Source organism: Aquabacter sp. DMC10 (genome assembly GCF_056314145.1).
The window spans coordinates 102,378-119,781 of the sequence record NZ_JBQUYX010000006.1; the positions used below are offsets into that span (position 1 = coordinate 102,378).

12 protein-coding genes and 1 riboswitch are annotated in these 17,404 nt (G+C 67.1%); of the genes, 11 read left to right on the plus strand and 1 reads right to left on the minus strand.

The genetic code is table 11. The features are described from left to right. The 11 genes from tssM to thiC all read left to right on the plus strand — a co-directional run bounded on the left by tssM (position 1) and on the right by thiC (position 16,279). Positions 1-3,501, plus strand: coding sequence for a type VI secretion system membrane subunit TssM (tssM, locus tag ACT54L_RS16795; RefSeq protein ID WP_476086789.1), 3,501 nt, complete (start codon positions 1-3; stop codon positions 3,499-3,501). 135 nt (positions 3,502-3,636) lie between these two features. Further along, positions 3,637-4,782, plus strand: coding sequence for a type VI secretion system protein TssA (tssA, locus tag ACT54L_RS16800; protein ID WP_476086790.1), 1,146 nt, complete (start codon positions 3,637-3,639; stop codon positions 4,780-4,782). 53 nt (positions 4,783-4,835) lie between these two features. Further along, positions 4,836-5,348 (plus strand): type VI secretion system contractile sheath small subunit, encoded by a 513-nt coding sequence (gene tssB, locus ACT54L_RS16805; RefSeq protein WP_476086791.1) that lies wholly within the window; start codon positions 4,836-4,838, stop codon positions 5,346-5,348. Between the two features lie 3 nt (positions 5,349-5,351). Next, on the plus strand, positions 5,352-6,839 hold the full coding sequence (gene tssC, locus ACT54L_RS16810) for a type VI secretion system contractile sheath large subunit (RefSeq protein ID WP_476086792.1): 1,488 nt from the start codon (positions 5,352-5,354) through the stop codon (positions 6,837-6,839). 157 nt (positions 6,840-6,996) lie between these two features. Further along, on the plus strand, positions 6,997-8,457 hold the full coding sequence (gene tssC, locus ACT54L_RS16815) for a type VI secretion system contractile sheath large subunit (RefSeq protein ID WP_476086793.1): 1,461 nt from the start codon (positions 6,997-6,999) through the stop codon (positions 8,455-8,457). A 16-nt stretch (positions 8,458-8,473) separates the two neighbouring features. After that, positions 8,474-9,274 (plus strand): type VI secretion system accessory protein TagJ, encoded by an 801-nt coding sequence (locus ACT54L_RS16820; protein ID WP_476086794.1) that lies wholly within the window; start codon positions 8,474-8,476, stop codon positions 9,272-9,274. Beyond that, a complete protein-coding gene (gene tssE / locus ACT54L_RS16825; protein ID WP_476086795.1) occupies positions 9,271-9,714 on the plus strand; it encodes a type VI secretion system baseplate subunit TssE in 444 nt (147 codons plus the stop codon). Before ACT54L_RS16820 ends, tssE begins: the two co-directional genes overlap by 4 nt. Further along, positions 9,711-11,534, plus strand: a complete 1,824-nt coding sequence (gene tssF / locus ACT54L_RS16830; RefSeq protein ID WP_476086796.1) for a type VI secretion system baseplate subunit TssF — start codon at positions 9,711-9,713, stop codon at positions 11,532-11,534. Before tssE ends, tssF begins: the two co-directional genes overlap by 4 nt. Continuing rightward, on the plus strand, positions 11,531-12,535 hold the full coding sequence (gene tssG / locus ACT54L_RS16835) for a type VI secretion system baseplate subunit TssG (protein WP_476086797.1): 1,005 nt from the start codon (positions 11,531-11,533) through the stop codon (positions 12,533-12,535). The genes tssF and tssG overlap by 4 nt, the downstream gene beginning before the upstream one ends. 29 nt (positions 12,536-12,564) lie before the next feature. Continuing rightward, on the plus strand, positions 12,565-14,124 hold the full coding sequence (locus ACT54L_RS16840) for a class I SAM-dependent methyltransferase (RefSeq protein WP_476086798.1): 1,560 nt from the start codon (positions 12,565-12,567) through the stop codon (positions 14,122-14,124). Between the two features lie 65 nt (positions 14,125-14,189). Further along, positions 14,190-14,325: riboswitch (TPP riboswitch) on the plus strand. 88 nt (positions 14,326-14,413) lie between these two features. Next, on the plus strand, positions 14,414-16,279 hold the full coding sequence (thiC, locus tag ACT54L_RS16845; RefSeq protein ID WP_476086799.1) for a phosphomethylpyrimidine synthase ThiC: 1,866 nt from the start codon (positions 14,414-14,416) through the stop codon (positions 16,277-16,279). 101 nt (positions 16,280-16,380) lie between these two features. Here the strand turns inward: thiC and ACT54L_RS16850 are convergent, their stop codons facing one another. Then, positions 16,381-17,334, minus strand: a complete 954-nt coding sequence (locus ACT54L_RS16850; RefSeq protein ID WP_476086800.1) for a DnaJ C-terminal domain-containing protein — start codon at positions 17,332-17,334, stop codon at positions 16,381-16,383. Positions 17,335-17,404: the final 70 nt, after the last annotated feature.

Consider the following 17,404-nt stretch of genomic DNA (forward strand, 5'->3'; position numbering starts at 1 on the left):
ATGCCCGCTCGTTCCTCCTGGACCTTCTGGCGCTGGCTGGTGCTGCTGGTCTGCACCTTGATCGTCGCGGCGTTGGTGTGGTTCGCGGTGCCCCACGTCTCGGTGGCCGGTCACAGCCTCCTTCCCGATTTGTCGTCCCGCATCCTGGCCTTGGTCCTGGTGGCGCTGGTGAGCGCCATGGTCGCCCTGTTCTGGATCATGGCGCGCCACGGCGAACGCGCGGCGCGCCGGGAGGGGGCGGCGCCCGAGCAGCCGCGCGAGCTGCGCCTCAGCCAGATGCGGGCGCAGGATCGGGGCTTCCGTCTGGCGCTCGGGGTGCTCCGGCGCATCCGCAAGCCGCGCTTTCTCAGCTCCAGCTACCGCTACGAATTGCCCTGGTACGCCGTGATCGGCCCAAAGGGCGCCGGCAAGACAGCGCTCGTGCACGGCTCCGGCCTGCGCTTTCCCTTGAACGAGCGCCGCAGCGGCCGCATCAGCGCCGGGCCCCTGGACTTTTCCTTCACCGACCAGGCCGTGCTGGTGGAGGCGCGCAGTCCCTCGGTGGCGGATGATGAGACCGGCCTGATGGCCACGTTCGGCGCCCTCCTGCGCCGCTACCGGGCCCGCCAGCCGTTGAACGGTGTGCTGCTGGTGCTCAGCCTGCCTGAGGTTCTGGCGGCCTCGGACGTGACGCGCTTTTCCTTCCATGCGGACCTGCGCGAGCAGTTGGAACGCCTGCAGAGGGAGATCCGCCGCCGGGTGCCGGTCTACGTGGTGTTGAGCCATATGGACCAGATCCCTGGCTTCGAGACGTTCGTGGCCAATCTGTCCACCGTGGACCGCCGCAGCGTGTTCGGCCTCACGCTTCCGCTCTATGACGAGAAGGGAATCACCACCAAGGGAAAGCCCCTCGCCGCGACCGTGGCCGCCGAGTTCGACCATTTCCTGCAATGGCAGCGTCCCCGCACCCTGACCCAGTTGAACGCCGCCTTCGAGGTGCAGGAGCGGCTGGACTGCTTCCTGTTCGTGCCGCAGCTGGCGACGCTGAAAGCGGTCATCGCGGAAATGGTGGAAGACGTCTTCCGCCCCACGGACTTTGAACGCCCGCTTCTGCTGCGCGGCCTGTATTTCACCGCCGCCCCCGACCTGTCGTCGGAGGACACCTCCACCCTGGGCGCGGTTGATGCCGAAGGGGTCCCGGCCGAGCGTCGCAACGAGGGCTACTTCATCCGCGACCTGCTGGAAAAGGTGGTGTTCGCCGAGGCTGGCATCGCCGAGCGCGATCCGACGTCCCGCAAGCGGGAGACGGCGGTGCGCTGGGCCCTCACCGTCGCCGGCACCAGCGCTGCGGTCGCCCTCGTCCTGTGGTGGTCGGTGAGTTTCGTCGCCAACCGCTATCTCGTGGAGGATCTCGGCCAGGCGGCCGGACGGGCGCAGCAGGTGGTGGCCGACCTGACCTCGGCGGTCCAGGAATCCGCTGCCGAGCAGGTGGATCTCTCGGTCGTCGTCCCCACCCTCAATGCCCTGGAAAACCTTCCCACCGGTTGGGGCTATCGGGGCGCGGCGCCGCCCTTGCGCATGGCCGGAGGCCTGTCACAGGCGACCTACCTGTCGTCCTTCACCATCGACGAATACAAAGACGGCCTCCTCTCCCTGCTGCTTCCGCGCCTTGAGACCGCGGTTCAGAAGGCCGTCACGGACACGCTTTCAAACCCGCAGGACCTCTATGGGGCCCTGATGGTCTATCTGATGCTGGGCGGCGCCGGGCCCATGAACCAGGACGCCATCGCAGACTGGATGCGCCGCTACCTCATTTCGGCCTATCCCGGCCCGGCCCAGGCCCCGTTGCGGGCGGCCATCCTGGAGCATGTGCGGAACCTGCTGACCATCGGCGTTCCACCGCTGGAAATGAACCAGCAACTGGTCTCGCAGGCGCGCACGGTGCTGAGCGCCTATCCTTCCGCCGAGCGCGGCATGTCCGAGCTGCTGAAGCTGCCGGAAATCACCTCGCTCATCCCGTGGCGACTGACCGACGTGGCCGGCCCGCTCTCGCCCTATGCGCTGACCCGGCGCTCCGGCAAGCCCCTCTCCACGCCCATCGCCGGCATGTACACGGCGGACCAGTTCTTCACCGTGGTCCTTCCCGCCATCGACCGCATTGCGCAGCGGCTCGCAGCGGAGGACTGGGTGCGCTTTCCCGCAGCGCCCGACGTGACCCCGGCGGACCGCGCCGCCCAGTTGAAGCGCGACATCCGCGCGCTTTATGTGAGCGACTACATCGCCGAATGGCAGACCCTGCTCAGCGACGTGGCCATCCTGCCCTTTGATAGCCTGCAAGCCGAGGTTGCGATCCTCCAGGCCCTGATCGGCCCGCCCTCGCCCCTCGACGGCTATCTCAAATCCGTGGCGCAGCAGACCACCCTGACGCCGCCGGCCCAGCCGGACCCGGCCAAGACCGCGGCAGAGCAATTCCGAGCCATGATCCCCGGCGGGGAGGCCCCGGCGCCGAGCACACCCGGGGCGGGGCTCGCCCAAACCGTGACCGAGCATTTCTCCAGCCTCCACCGTTTCGTCGCCGGCCAACCCAGTCCCCTGGAAGAAGTGCTCAAGGCGGTCGGACAGTTGCGGATGGTGATCGGGCCGGCCGCGAGCGTCGGGTCGGGAAGCCCCAGCCAGCTCACGGATCTCACCTCCGGCCCCGCCTTCGCCCAGATCCTGAACCAGCTGAAGCTCTCCACGGTGACAGCTCCGCCCGGACTTGCGGAATCCATCCTCGGCCTGGTCCGCCAGACCTCGTCCATCACCAATGCCGGGGTGCGCGCGGACCTGGACGCCACCTGGAAAACGCAGATCCTGCCCTTCTGCCAGCAGGCCATTGGCGGTCGCTATCCGTTCGCGGTCTCGTCCACCGACACGACCCTTGCCGACTTCGCGCGCATGTTCGGTCCCGACGGCCTGCTTGAGCGCTTCTTCGATCGCCAGTTGAAGCCGTTCGTGGACACCTCCGTCTCGCCCTGGAAGATGATGACCAATGCGGGCGCGGCCCCTGACATCACGCCCCAGGGGCTGGCCTTGTTTGAGCAGGCGGAGCGCATCCGCACCATGTTCTTCCCCCAAGGGGCGACCACGCCGCAGCTGACCTTCGAGATCACGCCGACGGACCTGGACGCGGGGGCCATGCGGGTGCGCCTGGACATCGACGGTCAGGTGCTGCTCTATCAATATGGACCGCCCCAATCGGCCGCCTTCAAATGGCCGGGCTCCCCCTCCGGCGTGCGGCTGGAATTTGGCGCCAGCACCCCCGGGCAGCCCTCATCCCTCACCGTACCCGGTCCCTGGGCGCTGTTCCGCTTCATCGGCGGGCGCCAGCTCACGCGCCTTGCGCCGACGCGCTTCGCCTTTACGACAACGCTGGGGGCCCGCAGCGCCACCTTTACCTTGGATGCTGCCAGCGTGAACAACCCCTTCCGGCAAAATCCCATGACGGGCTTCAGGTGTCTCCCCTCGCTGGTGTCTGGGTAGGGCGTTTTAATCCGCTTCGTGTCATCAAGCTGATGTAAAACTCACTTATCACCTTAACTGCTATCCGGCTCTTTTGCATCCGCGGAGCGCACGTCTCTCACCACAAGTCGTTATCCTGCTTCCCATGCAAAGGCCATGACGGATACTTTCACATTCGATCCCCAATTACTCTTGGCGCCCATTCGCGCGGACGCGCCGGTGGGGACCGATCCGCGAAACGATATTTCGCCATCTTCTCCCTTTCTGGCGCTGAAGGATGCCCGCGCGGCGGCGCGCCGTAAGGAGCGCGCCCGGGATATTGACGCGGACGCGCCCTCCTCCATCGAGGACTGGGATCAGGTTGCACGCTTGGCCTATGACATCCTGTCCGAACAGGGCAAGGACCTCGAAGTCTGCGCGTGGATGATCGAGGGCCTCCTGCGCGTGGACGGCTTCATCGGACTGCGCACCGGGGTCGAAGTGGCCCGTGGCCTGGTTCAGGCCTATTGGGACGAGATCTTCCCCCTGCCCGACGAGGACGGAAACGAGCCGCGCCTCGCCCCCTTCATCGCCCTCAATGGTGCCAATTCCGACGGGACCCTGGTCCAGCCCCTGCGCAAGGTGCCGCTGACGCCGGGCATCGACGGCGTCCCGCTCTGGCAATATGAGCAGGCGATCGAGGTGAGCCGGATCGGCGACGTCGCCAAGCGGGAAGCGCGGATCGCCGCTGGCGCCCTGGCGCTGGACGCCTTCACCATGACTGTCCAGGAAGGCACCGCCGCCTTCTATTCCGCGCAGATCGCCCAGATCGAGGCGGCGCTGGCCAGCCTCAACGCCCTGTCCGATGCCTTCTCGGCCCATGTGGGGGCCGACGCGCCGCCCGCTGGCGCCATCCGGGCGCTGCTGGAAGCCAATCGGGAGGCGGTCCAGACCTTTGCCGCCGACAAGCTCGCCCAGGCTGCAGCCTCTCGCGCCCATGCCGAGGCGGAAAGCCGCTTCGCGGAGGCCCACGAGGGCGAGGACGGTGAAGTGGGGGATGCCGAGGCCGATGAGGAAGCCGGCACCGGCCTGCCCGCCCGCAAGCCCGTGACGCGCGAGCAGGCCCTTCTGCAAATTCTTGAAATTGCGCGTTTCTTCCGCATCAACGAGCCGCACTCGCCGATCTCGTACGTGCTGGAAGAGACGGTTCGTCGTGCGCGCATGTCCATGACCGAGCTGCTCGACGAGCTGATCGTGGACCATGACGCGCGCCGCTACTTCTATGTCGCCTCCGGCATCCGTCCGCCTGCGGGCGACCACTAGAGCGCGACCCTCCGCCCGACCCTTGTTTCCGCACCATGGGGGACCTGCCCGCGATGCCCAGTATCCATGACAAGCTGAACCGGGTGCGCAAGCCCCGCGTCCACATCACCTATGATGTCGAGACGGAAGGCGCGATGGTGCAGAAGGAACTGCCCTTCGTGGTCGGCGTGCTCGGCGACTTCTCCGGCGATCCCAGCGAGGCCCTCAAGCCCCTGGCGGAGCGCAAGTTCATCCAGATCGACCGGGACAATTTCGACCAGGTGCTGGCGCGCATGACGCCTGGCCTGAAGATCAAGGTGGACAATACGCTCGCCGACGATGGCAGCCAGCTGTCCGTGGAACTCGCCTTCAAGTCCATGGAAGACTTCGAGCCGGCCGCCGTTGTGGAGCGCGTGGAGCCCCTGCGCAAGCTGATGGAAGTGCGCAGCCAGCTGCGCGACCTGCTCTCCAAGGCCGACCGGTCGGAAAACCTGGAGACGCTGCTGGAGCAGATCCTCTCCGACGAAGCGCGCCTCAAGGCGTTCGGCGAGGAACTGGGCGTGGCCCAAGAGAAGACGGAGGGCTGATCCATGAGCACCGCTGAAGCACAGGCCCAGGCCGCCGACGCGGTCGAGACCAAGGAACTCTCCTTCCTCGACCAGGCCATCGCCGCCACCAAGCAGACCGACCCGGACCGTACGGCCGAACTGCTGCGCACCCTCACCCAGGAAGCGCTGGCCGGCACCATCACCTATTCCAAGAACCTGGCCCAGACCATCAATGCCGCCATCACGGCGATTGACGGCAAGCTGTCGGCCCAGCTCAACGCTGTCATGCACCATCCTGACTTCCAGAAGCTGGAAGGCACTTGGCGCGGGCTGAACCATCTTGTGATGAGCTCGGAAACGGGCACCAGCCTGAAGATCCGTGTGCTCAACTGCACCAAAAAGGAACTCTATAAGAGCCTCACGAAGGCCTCAGAGTTCGACCAGAGCGTGATCTTCAAGAAGATCTACGAGACCGAATTCGGCAGCCCCGGCGGCGAGCCCTATGGCGCGCTCATCGGCGACTACGAATTCACCAATCACCCCGAGGACGTGGAGCTGCTGAGCCAGGTCTCCCAGGTGTCGGCCGCGGCATTTGCCCCCTTCATCTCGGCGGCGAGCCCCAAGCTCTTCGGCTTCGACGAATATACCGAGCTCTCCAAGCCCCGCGACCTGGAGAAGATCTTCGACAGCGTGGAATATGCCAAGTGGCGCAGCTTCCGCGAAAGCGAGGATTCCCGCTTCGTCACCCTGACCTTGCCGCGCACCCTCGCCCGCCTGCCCTATGGCAGCCAGACCAAGCCGGTCGAGGCCTTCGACTATGAGGAAAGCCCGCTGGACAATGGCGTGGCGCGCGGCATGGCGCACGATGAATATTGCTGGATGAACTCGGCCTATGTGCTCGGCGCGCGCCTGACCGACGCCTTCGCCCAGCATGGCTGGTGCACCGCCATTCGCGGCGCCGAGGGCGGCGGCAAGGTGGAGAACCTGCCGAGCCACGTCTTCGTCTCCGACGACGGCGACACCGACCAGCAGTGCCCCACCGAGATCGGCATCACCGACCGGCGCGAGGCGGAGCTCTCCAAGCTCGGCTTCCTGCCGCTCTGCCATTACAAGGGCACGGACTACGCGGTCTTCTTCGGCGCGCAGACCACCCAGAAGCCCAAGAAGTACGACCGGCCAGAAGCCACCGCCAATGCGGCCATTTCCGCCCGCCTGCCCTACATCATGGCGACCTCTCGCTTTGCCCATTATCTGAAGATCATGGGCCGCGACAAGGTTGGGTCCTTCTTGGAAGCCAGCGACTGCGAGGCGTGGCTGAACCGTTGGATCATCAACTATGTCAACGGCAATCCCGATGCTGGGCAGGAGATGAAGGCCAAGTATCCGCTGGCCGAGGCCAAGGTCGAGGTCCGCGAAATCCCCGGCAAGCCCGGCTCCTACAATGCCGTGGCGTGGCTGCGGCCCTGGCTGCAGATGGAGGAGCTCACCACCTCCCTGCGCATGGTCGCCCGCATCCCCGCGGCGGCCTGACGCCAGACGTCCTGAAGGCGCCGGCGTGCCGGACATCCTGCAAGACACGACAGAAGGCCCGTCCCGCGCGGACGGGCCTTCTTCCGCATTGCCCGGGGCCGATCCGGGGCAAGCGGACACCTGTGCGCGTTCGGCGCTGCGCCGCGAAGCCGTTGACATGGCGCTCGGCCGTCGCGAGGACGCCCGCCTGGATGCCTTCCTGTCGGCCCGCGACCCTGCCTCCGCCTTTGCCGAATGGTTCGGCGCCGACCTTTCGGTGATCCGCGACGCCCGCACCTTGCGGGCGGCTATTGAACGGGACATTGCCTTTCTCGACGCGTTGCTCACCCAGCAACTCAACCAGGTCATGCACCATCGCCGCTTCCTCAAACTGGAGGCGTCCTGGCGGGGGCTGCGCTATCTGGTGACCTGCGCCGCAGGCGCGGAGAATGTGCTGGTGCGCGTGCTCAATGCCGCCTGGCGCGAACTGGCTAATGATTTCGACCGGGCGGGCGATTTCGACCAAAGTGCCCTCTTTACCAAGGTCTACAGCGAGGAATTCGGCATGCCCGGCGGCAAGCCGTATGGCGTGCTCCTGTGCGACTATACGGTCCAGCACCGGCCGACCCCAGAGCACCCGGTGGACGACGTCTCCGCAGTGTCGAGCCTTGCGTCCGTGGCAGCTGCGGCCTTTGCCCCGGCCATTCTGAACGCCTCGCCCCGGCTTCTGGGCCTGGATGATTTCCGCGAGCTGGACCATGTGCAGAGCCTGGGCGGCCTGTTCCGTCCCATCGAATATGCCCGCTTCAACCGGCTGCGGGACGCGGAAGATTCCCGCTTCATCGGTCTTGTCCTGCCCCGCATCCTGCTGCGCGCCCCCCGCAGCCGTGACGGGGTGACGGGTCTGCCCTTCCGCTACCGGGAGGATGTGGAGGGGCTTTCCGCCGACCGGTTGTGCTGGGGCGGGGCCGTGTTTGCCTTTGGCGAGGTGCTGGTGCGCAACTTCCACCTCCATGGCTGGTTTGCGGACATTTGCGGCACGCGCCGGGACGAATTGGATCATGGGGTGGTCGCGGGCCTATCCGCCCCCTCCGCCGAAACCGACGCGCCAGGCCTGGTGCCGCGCTTTGCCTGCGAGCTGGCCATTCCCTCCCATGTGGAACAGGACCTCTGGCAGTCAGGCCTGATGACCTTGAATGTGTGCAAGGACACCCCGCGCCTTGCCTTCCATTCCTCGGTGTCGATCCAGTCGGTCAGCGCCTCCGATCCCTCGCCGGCCGGCGTCAATGCGCGCCTGTCTGCCATGCTGCGCTATATTTTGTGCGTCTCGCGCTTTGCCCATTACGTGAAGGTGAAGATCCGTGACCGCATCGGCTCCTATGTGAGTGCCGACGCCTGCGAGCGGGATCTCCAGTCCTGGCTGCACGAATACTGCCTCGGCAATGACGATGCCTCGCCCGAAATGAAGGCGCGCTATCCGCTGCGGGAGGCGCGCGTCTCCGTGCGGCCGGCGCCGGGGCGTTCCAGCGCTCTGAACTGCGTGCTGCACCTGCGGCCCCATTTCCAGCTCGACCACGTCTTCACCACCTTCAAGCTCGTGACGGAACTGGCCCTTGCGCCAGCCCGCACGACGCCCTGACCCCGGAAGGCCCGCCATGTCCCAGTCTGCCGTCGACCTGTTCAGCGAAGGCCGCCTTGCCGATGCCATCGCCGCCATGGGCGCCGAGGTTCGCGCGCGCCCGGCCGACATCGCCACCCGCAGCCTGCTGGTGGAATTGCTCTGCGTGGCCGGCGATCTCCAGCGCGCGGACGCGCAGCTGGCCGCCATGGCCGACCAGGACCCTGCGGCCGCCGTCCAGATTGCGACGCTGCGCCAGTTCATCCGGGCGGACATGGCCCGCGCGCAAGTCTGGGGAGAGGGCCGGGCACCGGAACTCCTGGACGCCCCGCCGCCCCATCTGGCGCTGCGCCTGGAAGGCCTGATGCACCTGCGCGCCGGCCGCATGAGCGAGGCGGTTCAGGCCCTCACGGATGCCGAAGAGGCGCGCCCCGCTCTGGCCGGACGCCTTGACGGCGTCGCCTTCGACGATTTCCGCGACCTGGATGATCTCAGCGCCGGCGTCCTGGAGGTGCTGTCTTCCACCGGCAAGTATTTTTGGGTGCCGATGGAGCGCGTGGAGCTGATCGGCTTCCACGCCCCCACCCGCATCATCGACGGCGCCTGGCGGGCGGCGGAGATTTCCGTGCGCGGCGGCCCCGAGGGCGAAGTCATCATACCCGCCATCTACCCCTTTGCGCCCGCCAAGGAGCGGGAGGCGGCGGCGCTGGGCCGGGAAACCGAATGGCACGAGATCGGCCCGGACTGCATGCGCGGCGAAGGCCTGCGCTGCTTCCTTGCAGGCGAGGAGAGCCTGACCATTCTCGAACTCGGCCGCCTGGAGTTCGAGCCCGCATGAGCCGCGTCGGACCCGATCTGCTGGACCGCTTGGCCGGAGGGGAAGGGAGCCTTTCCGCGCGGGTGCGCGCCGGCCTGAAGCGGGACCTGGAAGATCTGTTCAACACCAACCGCCGGGTCCTGGGCTGGCCGGCCGCGCTCAACGAACTGGACGGCTCGCTGCTCGACTACGGCATCACCGACCTGTCCACCGCCAACCTGTCCACCCCCCAGCGGCGCGCCGCCGTGGTGGAGGAACTGGGTGCCATGATCCGCGCCCAGGAGCCCCGGCTGCGCAACATGCGCATCTTCGCCCTGGAAAATGCCGATCCCGCCGACCGCGTGCTGCGCATTCGCATCGAAGGCCATGTGCGCATCGAGGCCGAATATGAGCCGGTGGTGTTCAACACGATCATCGACACCATCGGCAATACCGTCTCCCTGACGAGCGCCATGCCGTGACCGACGTTCTGCTTCCCTATTACAACGACGAGCTGGACTATCTGCGGCACATGGCGGGCGAATTCGCCGCCCGTCATCCCAAGACCGCAAGCCATCTGCGCCTGTCCGCCGATGCCATCGACGATCCCCATGTGGCGCGCCTCATGGAGGGCGTGGCCTTCCTGAATGCTCGCGTGGCACGCAAGCTGGACGACGACTTCCCCGAGCTCGTCAATACGCTGCTTGACGTTCTTTATCCCTATTACCTCGCCCCCATTCCCACCATGGGCACCGTGCAGTTCCAGCCCAAGCCGGAGGTGACCGTTCCTCAGCTCATGGCGGTCGGCACGGAGCTGGATACGGAGCCGGTGAAGGGCGAAACCTGCCGCTTCCGCACCTGTTATCCGGTCACGGTCTGGCCGGTGTCCCTGGTGGAGGCGAGCCTCAGGGGGCGCCCCCTGGTGGGCCCCGTCAATCCCCATGCTCACGGCGCGGCGGCCACCCTGCATCTGAAGCTGCGGTGCACGGCGCCCGACATGACCTTCGGCGCGCTGCAGCCGGATCACCTGCGCTTCTTCCTGCGCGGCCAGCCGTCCCTCACCTACGGCCTTCAGGAACTCATTCTCAACCACACGGTCTCCGTCGCCCTGGCGGAGGGGCCCGCGGACCCGGAGCCGGTCTTCCTGCCACCCTCGGCCATCCATCCGGTGGGCTTCGAGGCGGATGAGGGCCTCCTGCCCCATCCCGATCAGGCCCAGCCCGCGTATCGGCTGCTGACCGAATACTTCGCCTTCCCGGAGAAGTTCCTCTATTTCGACGTGGACCTCGCCGCCAAGGTGCTGCGCAAGGCGGGGCGTGATCTCAGCATCTTCCTTTACCTGGACAAGAGCGCGGTGGCGCTGGAGCGGGCGGTCAACCAGGACGCCTTCGCGCTGGGTTGCACGCCGGTCATCAATCTGTTCCGCCAGCGGGCGGAACCAATCCTCATTTCCCACGCTAGGTTCGAGCATCGCGTCATTCCCGATGCCCGCCGGCCGGACGCCCTGGAGGTGCATTCCATTCTCTCGGTGTCCGTGTCCGACGCCGCGGGCACGCTGAAGGATGTCCTGCCCTTCTATGCGCAGACCCCCGATGCGGAGCGGAGCGGGGCGGCCCGTTGGGCGGCGGCCCGCCGTGGGGCTCCGGGACGGGAAGTCGGCACCGAGATGTTCCTGTCCTTCAGTGACGTGGATCCCGACTTCGCGGCCGATGACCTTGTGGCGAGCGTGGAGACCTTGTGCCTGAACGGCAATTTGCCATCAAAGCTGCCCTATGGCGGCGGCCATCCCGTGCTGACACTGGTGGAAGGCGCCGGCAGCGTCGGCGAGGTGGTGTGCGTCTCCCCTCTGACCCACGCCCTGCGGCTGCCCGAGGATGACCGGCGGCACTGGCGTCTCATGTCGCATCTGATCCTGAACCACCTCTCTTTGGTGGGTCCCGGCGGCCTGGAGGCGCTTCAGGAGATCCTGCGGCTCTATGACTTCCGCAGTTCGCCGGAAACCCATCGCCTCATCCAGGGCGTCACCGGCCTCTGGGCCCGCCCGGGGGTTGCCCGCGCGCCCCGGCGGGAGGGGGACGCGCCTTGGGCAGAGGCCGTGTGCCGGGGCATCGACATCACCGTCGAGCTGGACCCCAGTCATTTCAGCGCCAGCGGCCTCTATTTGTTCGCCATGGTGTTGGACCGCTTCTTTGCCCTGCATGCCAGCATCAATTCCTTCACCCGCCTCACCGCGACCGTGAAGGGCCAGACAGGATTGCTCAAGACATGGCCCGCCCGCGCCGGCGATCGCACCGTCCTGTGATCGACACGCTTCTTGCGCATCCCGGCCGCTTCGACCTCGTGCAGGCGGTCCGGGTCGTCGAGGCCGTCGCTGCCACCGAGGCGGGAGAGGCGGCGAGGGATCCCGTGCGCTTTATCGGCGAGGTATCGCTGCGCTACCCGGAGGCAGCGATCTCGGATGCCCGGCGCATGGACGACGGCCGGGTCCGCCTGACGGTCGCGCTCATGGGCCTCATGGGTCCGCAGGGCGTCCTGCCGTTCAGCTACACCACCCATGCCATCCAGTCGCGGCATGAGAATGACGAGGCGCTCAACGACTTCCTGGATATTTTCCAGCATCGGGCCATCAGCCTGTTCTGCGAGGCCGCCCGGAAATACCGCATCGCCCTGGCGCAATATCCGGGCGATGAACAGAACAACACGTTCAACACCGTATTGGAAAGCCTCGCCGGGCTCGGCTTTGCGACCATGCAGGGGCGCATGGAGGTGCACCATAGCGCGCTGTTGGGCAGCGCCGGGCTTCTCAGCGCCCAGGCGCGGCCAGTGGCGGGCCTGCAGGCCCTGCTGACGCTGGCGCTGGGCGAACCGGTAACCATCCATCCCTTCGTTGGCACCTGGATGGCCTTGCCCCCTTCCGAATGCACGCGGCTCGGCGGCGCGGTCGACCCGGAGGGCCAGCACGCACGCCTTGGCGCCGGCGCCATGCTGGGCGATCGCGCCTTTGTGGCGCAGCAGCATTTCCGCATCGAGATCGGGCCCGTAGACTGCGCGCGCCTTCACGCCTTGCTTCCGGGCACGCCGGCGGCTGCGCGTGTGCGCGATCTGGTGGAGCTGTATTGCGGCCTGGAATTTTCCTTTGAGCTGAATGTGAAGGTGGCCGCGCCCGAAGTGCCCGCCGCCCGGCTGGCCGCCGGAGCGGACGATCCCGGCGCGGCCCGCCTCGGCCAGACCGCCTGGCTGCTAGATGCGCCGAGCCCCGTCTCCCGCCACGATGCCCTGTTTCGCCCGGGCACGCTTGGCTGAGCTCATTTCCGACCCCTAGAGGCCCCCCCATGACGTGCAATTGGTCGTCCGGCTATGTGAGTGACGTGGAGTATCTGCCTGGTCTCTATGTTGAGCAGGCGCCGGGCCATGTGATCCTGACCTGCCTTCTCAACGGCATCGCCCCGCCGCGCGTCGGACCGGACTTCACCTATTGCGAGCTTGGATGCGGGCAGGGCGTCACGGCCCTCGTGATCGCGGCCGCCAATCCCGGCATCCAGGTGGTAGCCACCGATTTCAACCCCGCGCACATCGCCCGCGCCCGCGACGCCGCGGCCTCGGCCGGCATCGACAACATCACCTTCCTGGAATTGAGCTTCGCGGACATGGCCAGTGGCGAGGGCCTGCCCGATTTCGACATGGTGACCATGCACGGTGTCTGGTCCTGGATCGGTGCAGCCGACCGCGCCCATATCACCGCATTCCTGGCCCGGCGGCTCAAACCCGGCGGTGCTGTCTCCCTGTCCTATAATGCCATGCCCGGCTGGACGGCCCTCCTGCCCATGCAGCGTCTTCTGGCAAGCCAGGCGGGCCTCATGCATGGACGCTCGGACGAGCGGGTCCTGCACGCCCTGGACTTCGCACGTCGCGTTCAGGACGCAGGCTCCGGCGTGGTGGGCGGACCGGCCCTGCTGGACCAGATCCGCACCGGCAGCGGCAAGGTGGCGGCGGCGGACCGGGCGGTCTATCTCGCCCATGAATATCTCAATGCCAATTGGCAGCCCCAGTACCACATGGATACGGCGACGCTCTTGGCGGAAGCCAAGCTCGCTTTCGCAGGGTCGGCGGCGCTGATGGAGAATTTCGCTGATCTCAATCTCAAGCCCGCCCAGCGGACCCTGCTGGACGAGGTGCCGCCCGGCCCCTATCGCGAGACGCTGAAGGACTACATGGTCAACCGCCCGTTCCGGCGCGACGTGTTCGTGCGCGGTGCGCGGCGCCTGTCGGACCGCGAGCGGGATGCGCAACTGGCGTCATTGGGCCTTGTCCTCACCGCCGTGCGCAGCGCCTGCCGGCTGACGCTCGACGTGCCGGTCGGCACCGCTCAGTTGCCGGCCCGTCACTACGACCCCATCCTGGACGCTCTCGCTACGCGGCCGCACACCTTGGGTGAGCTGGCTTCTCTGCCCGCCCTGAAGGACGACCCCGCGGCCCCCTCTTTGGTGGAGATGGCGGGCATCCTGATCGGCTCGGGACAGGCCCTGCCGGCGCCGAGTGGCCTCACCCCCCCGCCGAGCACCTCCGCCCGCCGGCTCAACCAGGCGGCGGCGCGGGCGGTGGCGGAACAGCGTGCGGCGTCGGCGGAGATGGCGTCCCCGCTGACCGGCTCCGGCACCACTCTCACCACTGTCGAAGCGCTGGTGTTCGATGCGCTCGCTCACGGCGCGCACCGCGAGGCGACCGCGATCTTTGCCCACATCACGCCGGCCCTTCTGGGTTCGAGCACGCCCCTCATGCGCGATGGAAAGGTGATCTCCGCGCCAGAGGAGCGCTTGGAGGTGGTACGGGACGCGGTCGGCTGGACGCTGGCGAATCGCGTGCAGCTCTGGGAGGCGATGGGGCTCTTGTGAGCCCCGCGCCCGCGGCATTGCTGCAGCGCAAGATTGACAGAAAAATCCTCCATGGCCCATGCTGGCATTATTCCAAGGGGAGCCCTGCGAGGGGGCTGAGAGATCGCCTTCCGGTTTGGTCGTCATGACCGCCGGCGCCGCGATGACCCTTCGAACCTGATCCGGGTCATGCCGGCGAAGGGATCGGAACCAGCCCAAGCCAGTGCTCCCGGTGGGAGTCCTATTGGGCAAACCGCCTCCTGAAGCTCATCCCGGATCTCATTTGCAGCGCGAGCTGAAGGAGATCCGCATGCTTGACGAAGCCTCGACCTCGTCCCTGAAGGTCACGACCGGGCCCCTGCCCCACTCCAGGAAGGTCCACATCGCCTCCGGCCGTCCCGACGTGCAGGTGGCCATGCGGGAGATCACGCTCTCCGATCCGGCTGAGCGCCCCGTTCGGGTCTATGACACGTCCGGCCCCTATACCGACCCCACCACCCTCATCGACCTCACCAAGGGCCTGCCGGACCTGCGTCGCGCCTGGATCCTGGAGCGGGGCGACGTGGAAGAGGTGGAGGGCCGCGCCCGCAAGCCCGAGGATGACGGCCTCAAGCCCGGCCAGGTGAGCCACCTGCCCGCTTTCGACCGCGGCGACCGCAAGCCCTTGCGCGCCAAGGCGGGCAAGCGCCCCACCCAGATGGCCTATGCCCGCGCCGGCATCATCACGCCCGAAATGGAATATGTGGCCGCGCGCGAGAATCTCGCCCGCGCCAATGGCGGGGCCCATCCCCATCACCAGGCCATGAGCCTCGGCGCCGCCATCCCCACCGATATCACCGCCGAGTTCGTGCGCCAGGAAGTGGCGCGCGGGCGGGCCATCATCCCGGCCAACATCAACCATCCCGAAATCGAGCCGATGGCCATCGGCCGCAACTTCCTGGTGAAGATCAACGCCAATATCGGCAACTCAGCCGTCACCTCCGGCGTCGCCGAGGAAGTGGACAAGCTGGTGTGGGCCATCCGCTGGGGCGGCGACACGGTCATGGACCTGTCCACCGGCAAGAACATCCACACCATCCGCGAGTGGATCGTCCGCAACTCGCCGGTGCCGATCGGCACCGTCCCGATCTACCAGGCGCTGGAAAAGGTCGGCGGCGTGGCGGAGGACCTGACCTGGGACATCTTCCGGGACACCGTCATCGAGCAGGCCGAGCAGGGCGTGGACTATATGACGGTGCATGCCGGCGTCCGGCTGCCCTATATCCCGCTGACGGCCAACCGCGTCACCGGCATCGTCTCGCGCGGCGGGTCGATCATGGCCAAGTGGTGCCTCGCCCACCACAAGGAGAGCTTCCTCTACGAGCATTTCGAGGAATTGTGCGAGATCCTGTCCTGGTACGACGTGTCCTTCTCGCTGGGCGATGGCCTGCGTCCCGGCTCCATCGCCGATGCCAATGACGCCGCCCAGTTTGCCGAGCTGGAGACGCTGGGCGAACTGACCGAGATCGCCTGGAAGTATGATTGCCAGGTGATGATCGAGGGCCCCGGCCATGTGCCGCTCCACCTCATCCGCGAGAATGTGGAAAAGCAGCTCAAGGTCTGCCACGAGGCGCCCTTCTATACGCTTGGCCCGCTGGTCACCGACATCTCCCCCGGCTACGACCACATCTCCTCGGCCATCGGCGCGGCCATGATCGGCTGGTTCGGCACCGCCATGCTCTGTTACGTGACCCCCAAGGAGCATCTGGGCCTGCCCAACCGGGACGACGTGAAGGCCGGCGTCATCTCCTACAAGATCGCCGCCCACGCGGCGGACCTGGCCAAAGGCCATCCGGCCGCCCGCATCCGGGACGACGCGCTCTCCCGCGCCCGCTTCACCTTCCGCTGGCGCGACCAGTTCGCCCTCTCCCTCGACCCGGAGACGGCCGAATCCTTCCACGACGAGACCTTGCCGGCGGAGGGCGCCAAGGTGGCGCACTTCTGCTCCATGTGCGGGCCGAAATTCTGCTCCATGAAGATTTCCCAGGAGCTGAAGATCGAGGCCGGCGACATCGCCCGCGCCGAGGCCGACAACCAGGCGGCGGCCGGCATGGCCGAGATGTCCAAGAAGTTCCGCGACGGCGGCAGCGAGATCTATCGCCCCGCCCCCGACGTGGCCCCCCCGCCCTCCGCCTGAGAAAGGCCGGGCTCATCCCATCGGGGATGAGCCCGCAAACGCGAAAAGCCCGCGCCGGTCGAACCGGCGCGGGCTTTTTCATGGAGTGGTGTGGGCCGCGCTCAGGCGCTGGCGGCGCCGCGGCGCTTGCGCATGAGCTCGGCCAGCGCCTCGTCATGGTCGGGCGGCAGCGCCACATTGACGGTCACCAGCAGGTCGCCATGGCCACCGGCCGCCTTGGGCAGCCCCTTGCCGCGCAGACGGAAGGTGCGCCCGCCGGAGGTCCAGGCCGGAATGTTCAGGTCTACGGCGCCGGACAGGGTTGGCACGCGCACCTTGGCGCCGAGCACCGCATCTTCAAGGGGGACCGGCGCCTCGTAGCGGATGTCCTCGCCTTCGCGCTTGTAGCTGGCGTGGGGCGCATAGGAGATGGTCACATAGGCATCGCCCGGCGCGCCGCCCATGGGGCTCGGCTCGCCCTGGCCCTTCATGCGCATGCGGTGGCCTTCCAGCGTGCCGGCGGCGATCTTCACCTCCACCTGCTTGCCGTTGGGCAGCACCACGCGCTTGGTGGCGCCGTGCACCGCTTCCTCATAGCTGACGGCCAGCGTCAGCTCGGTGTCGGCGCCCGCCTGGGGCGCGAAGCCCCCGCCCGCAGACCGCCGCTGCTTGCCGAAGCCGCCGAAAATGTCGCCCAGGTCCTCGAAGGCCGCGCCAGCGCCCCTGCGGCCCTGGCGGCGCACGCCTTCCGGACCAAAGGAGAAGCTTTCGAAAATGGTATCGCCATCGAAGCCGGAAAAGCCGCCGGGACCCCGCCCGCCACCGCCGAAACCGGCGAAATCGTGCATCTTGGGCTTGCCGTCGGCATCGATCTCGCCGCGGTCATATTGGCCGCGCTTGTCCTTGTCGGACAAGATCTCATAGGCGGAGTTCAGCTCCGCAAACTTGTCCTGCGCCTTCGGGTCATCCTTGTTGGCGTCAGGATGCAGCTTCTTCGCCAGACGCCGATAGGCGCGCTTGATCTCGGCTTCGTCGGCGCCCTTGGCAACGCCGAGGATGTCGTATGGATCGCGCATGAATTCTCACCTCTGGGTCCCCGCTCCCGGGGGACCGCACCCGTCATTTGGGGGCGATGTTGCCCGATTG

What these genes read in the sequence shown, in the direction of transcription:
- ACT54L_RS16840 (WP_476086798.1), top strand. Translation starts at nt 12,565, where the DNA reads ATGACGTGCAATTGGTCGTCCGGCTATGTGAGTGACGTGGAGTATCTG.
- thiC (WP_476086799.1), top strand. Translation starts at nt 14,414, where the DNA reads ATGCTTGACGAAGCCTCGACCTCGTCCCTGAAGGTCACGACCGGGCCC.
- tssC (WP_476086793.1), top strand. Translation starts at nt 6,997, where the DNA reads ATGGCGCTCGGCCGTCGCGAGGACGCCCGCCTGGATGCCTTCCTGTCG.
- tssE (WP_476086795.1), top strand. Translation starts at nt 9,271, where the DNA reads ATGAGCCGCGTCGGACCCGATCTGCTGGACCGCTTGGCCGGAGGGGAA.
- ACT54L_RS16820 (WP_476086794.1), top strand. Translation starts at nt 8,474, where the DNA reads ATGTCCCAGTCTGCCGTCGACCTGTTCAGCGAAGGCCGCCTTGCCGAT.
- tssM (WP_476086789.1), top strand. Translation starts at nt 1, where the DNA reads ATGCCCGCTCGTTCCTCCTGGACCTTCTGGCGCTGGCTGGTGCTGCTG.
- ACT54L_RS16850 (WP_476086800.1), bottom strand. Translation starts at nt 17,334, where the DNA reads ATGCGCGATCCATACGACATCCTCGGCGTTGCCAAGGGCGCCGACGAA.
- tssB (WP_476086791.1), top strand. Translation starts at nt 4,836, where the DNA reads ATGCCCAGTATCCATGACAAGCTGAACCGGGTGCGCAAGCCCCGCGTC.
- tssC (WP_476086792.1), top strand. Translation starts at nt 5,352, where the DNA reads ATGAGCACCGCTGAAGCACAGGCCCAGGCCGCCGACGCGGTCGAGACC.
- tssA (WP_476086790.1), top strand. Translation starts at nt 3,637, where the DNA reads ATGACGGATACTTTCACATTCGATCCCCAATTACTCTTGGCGCCCATT.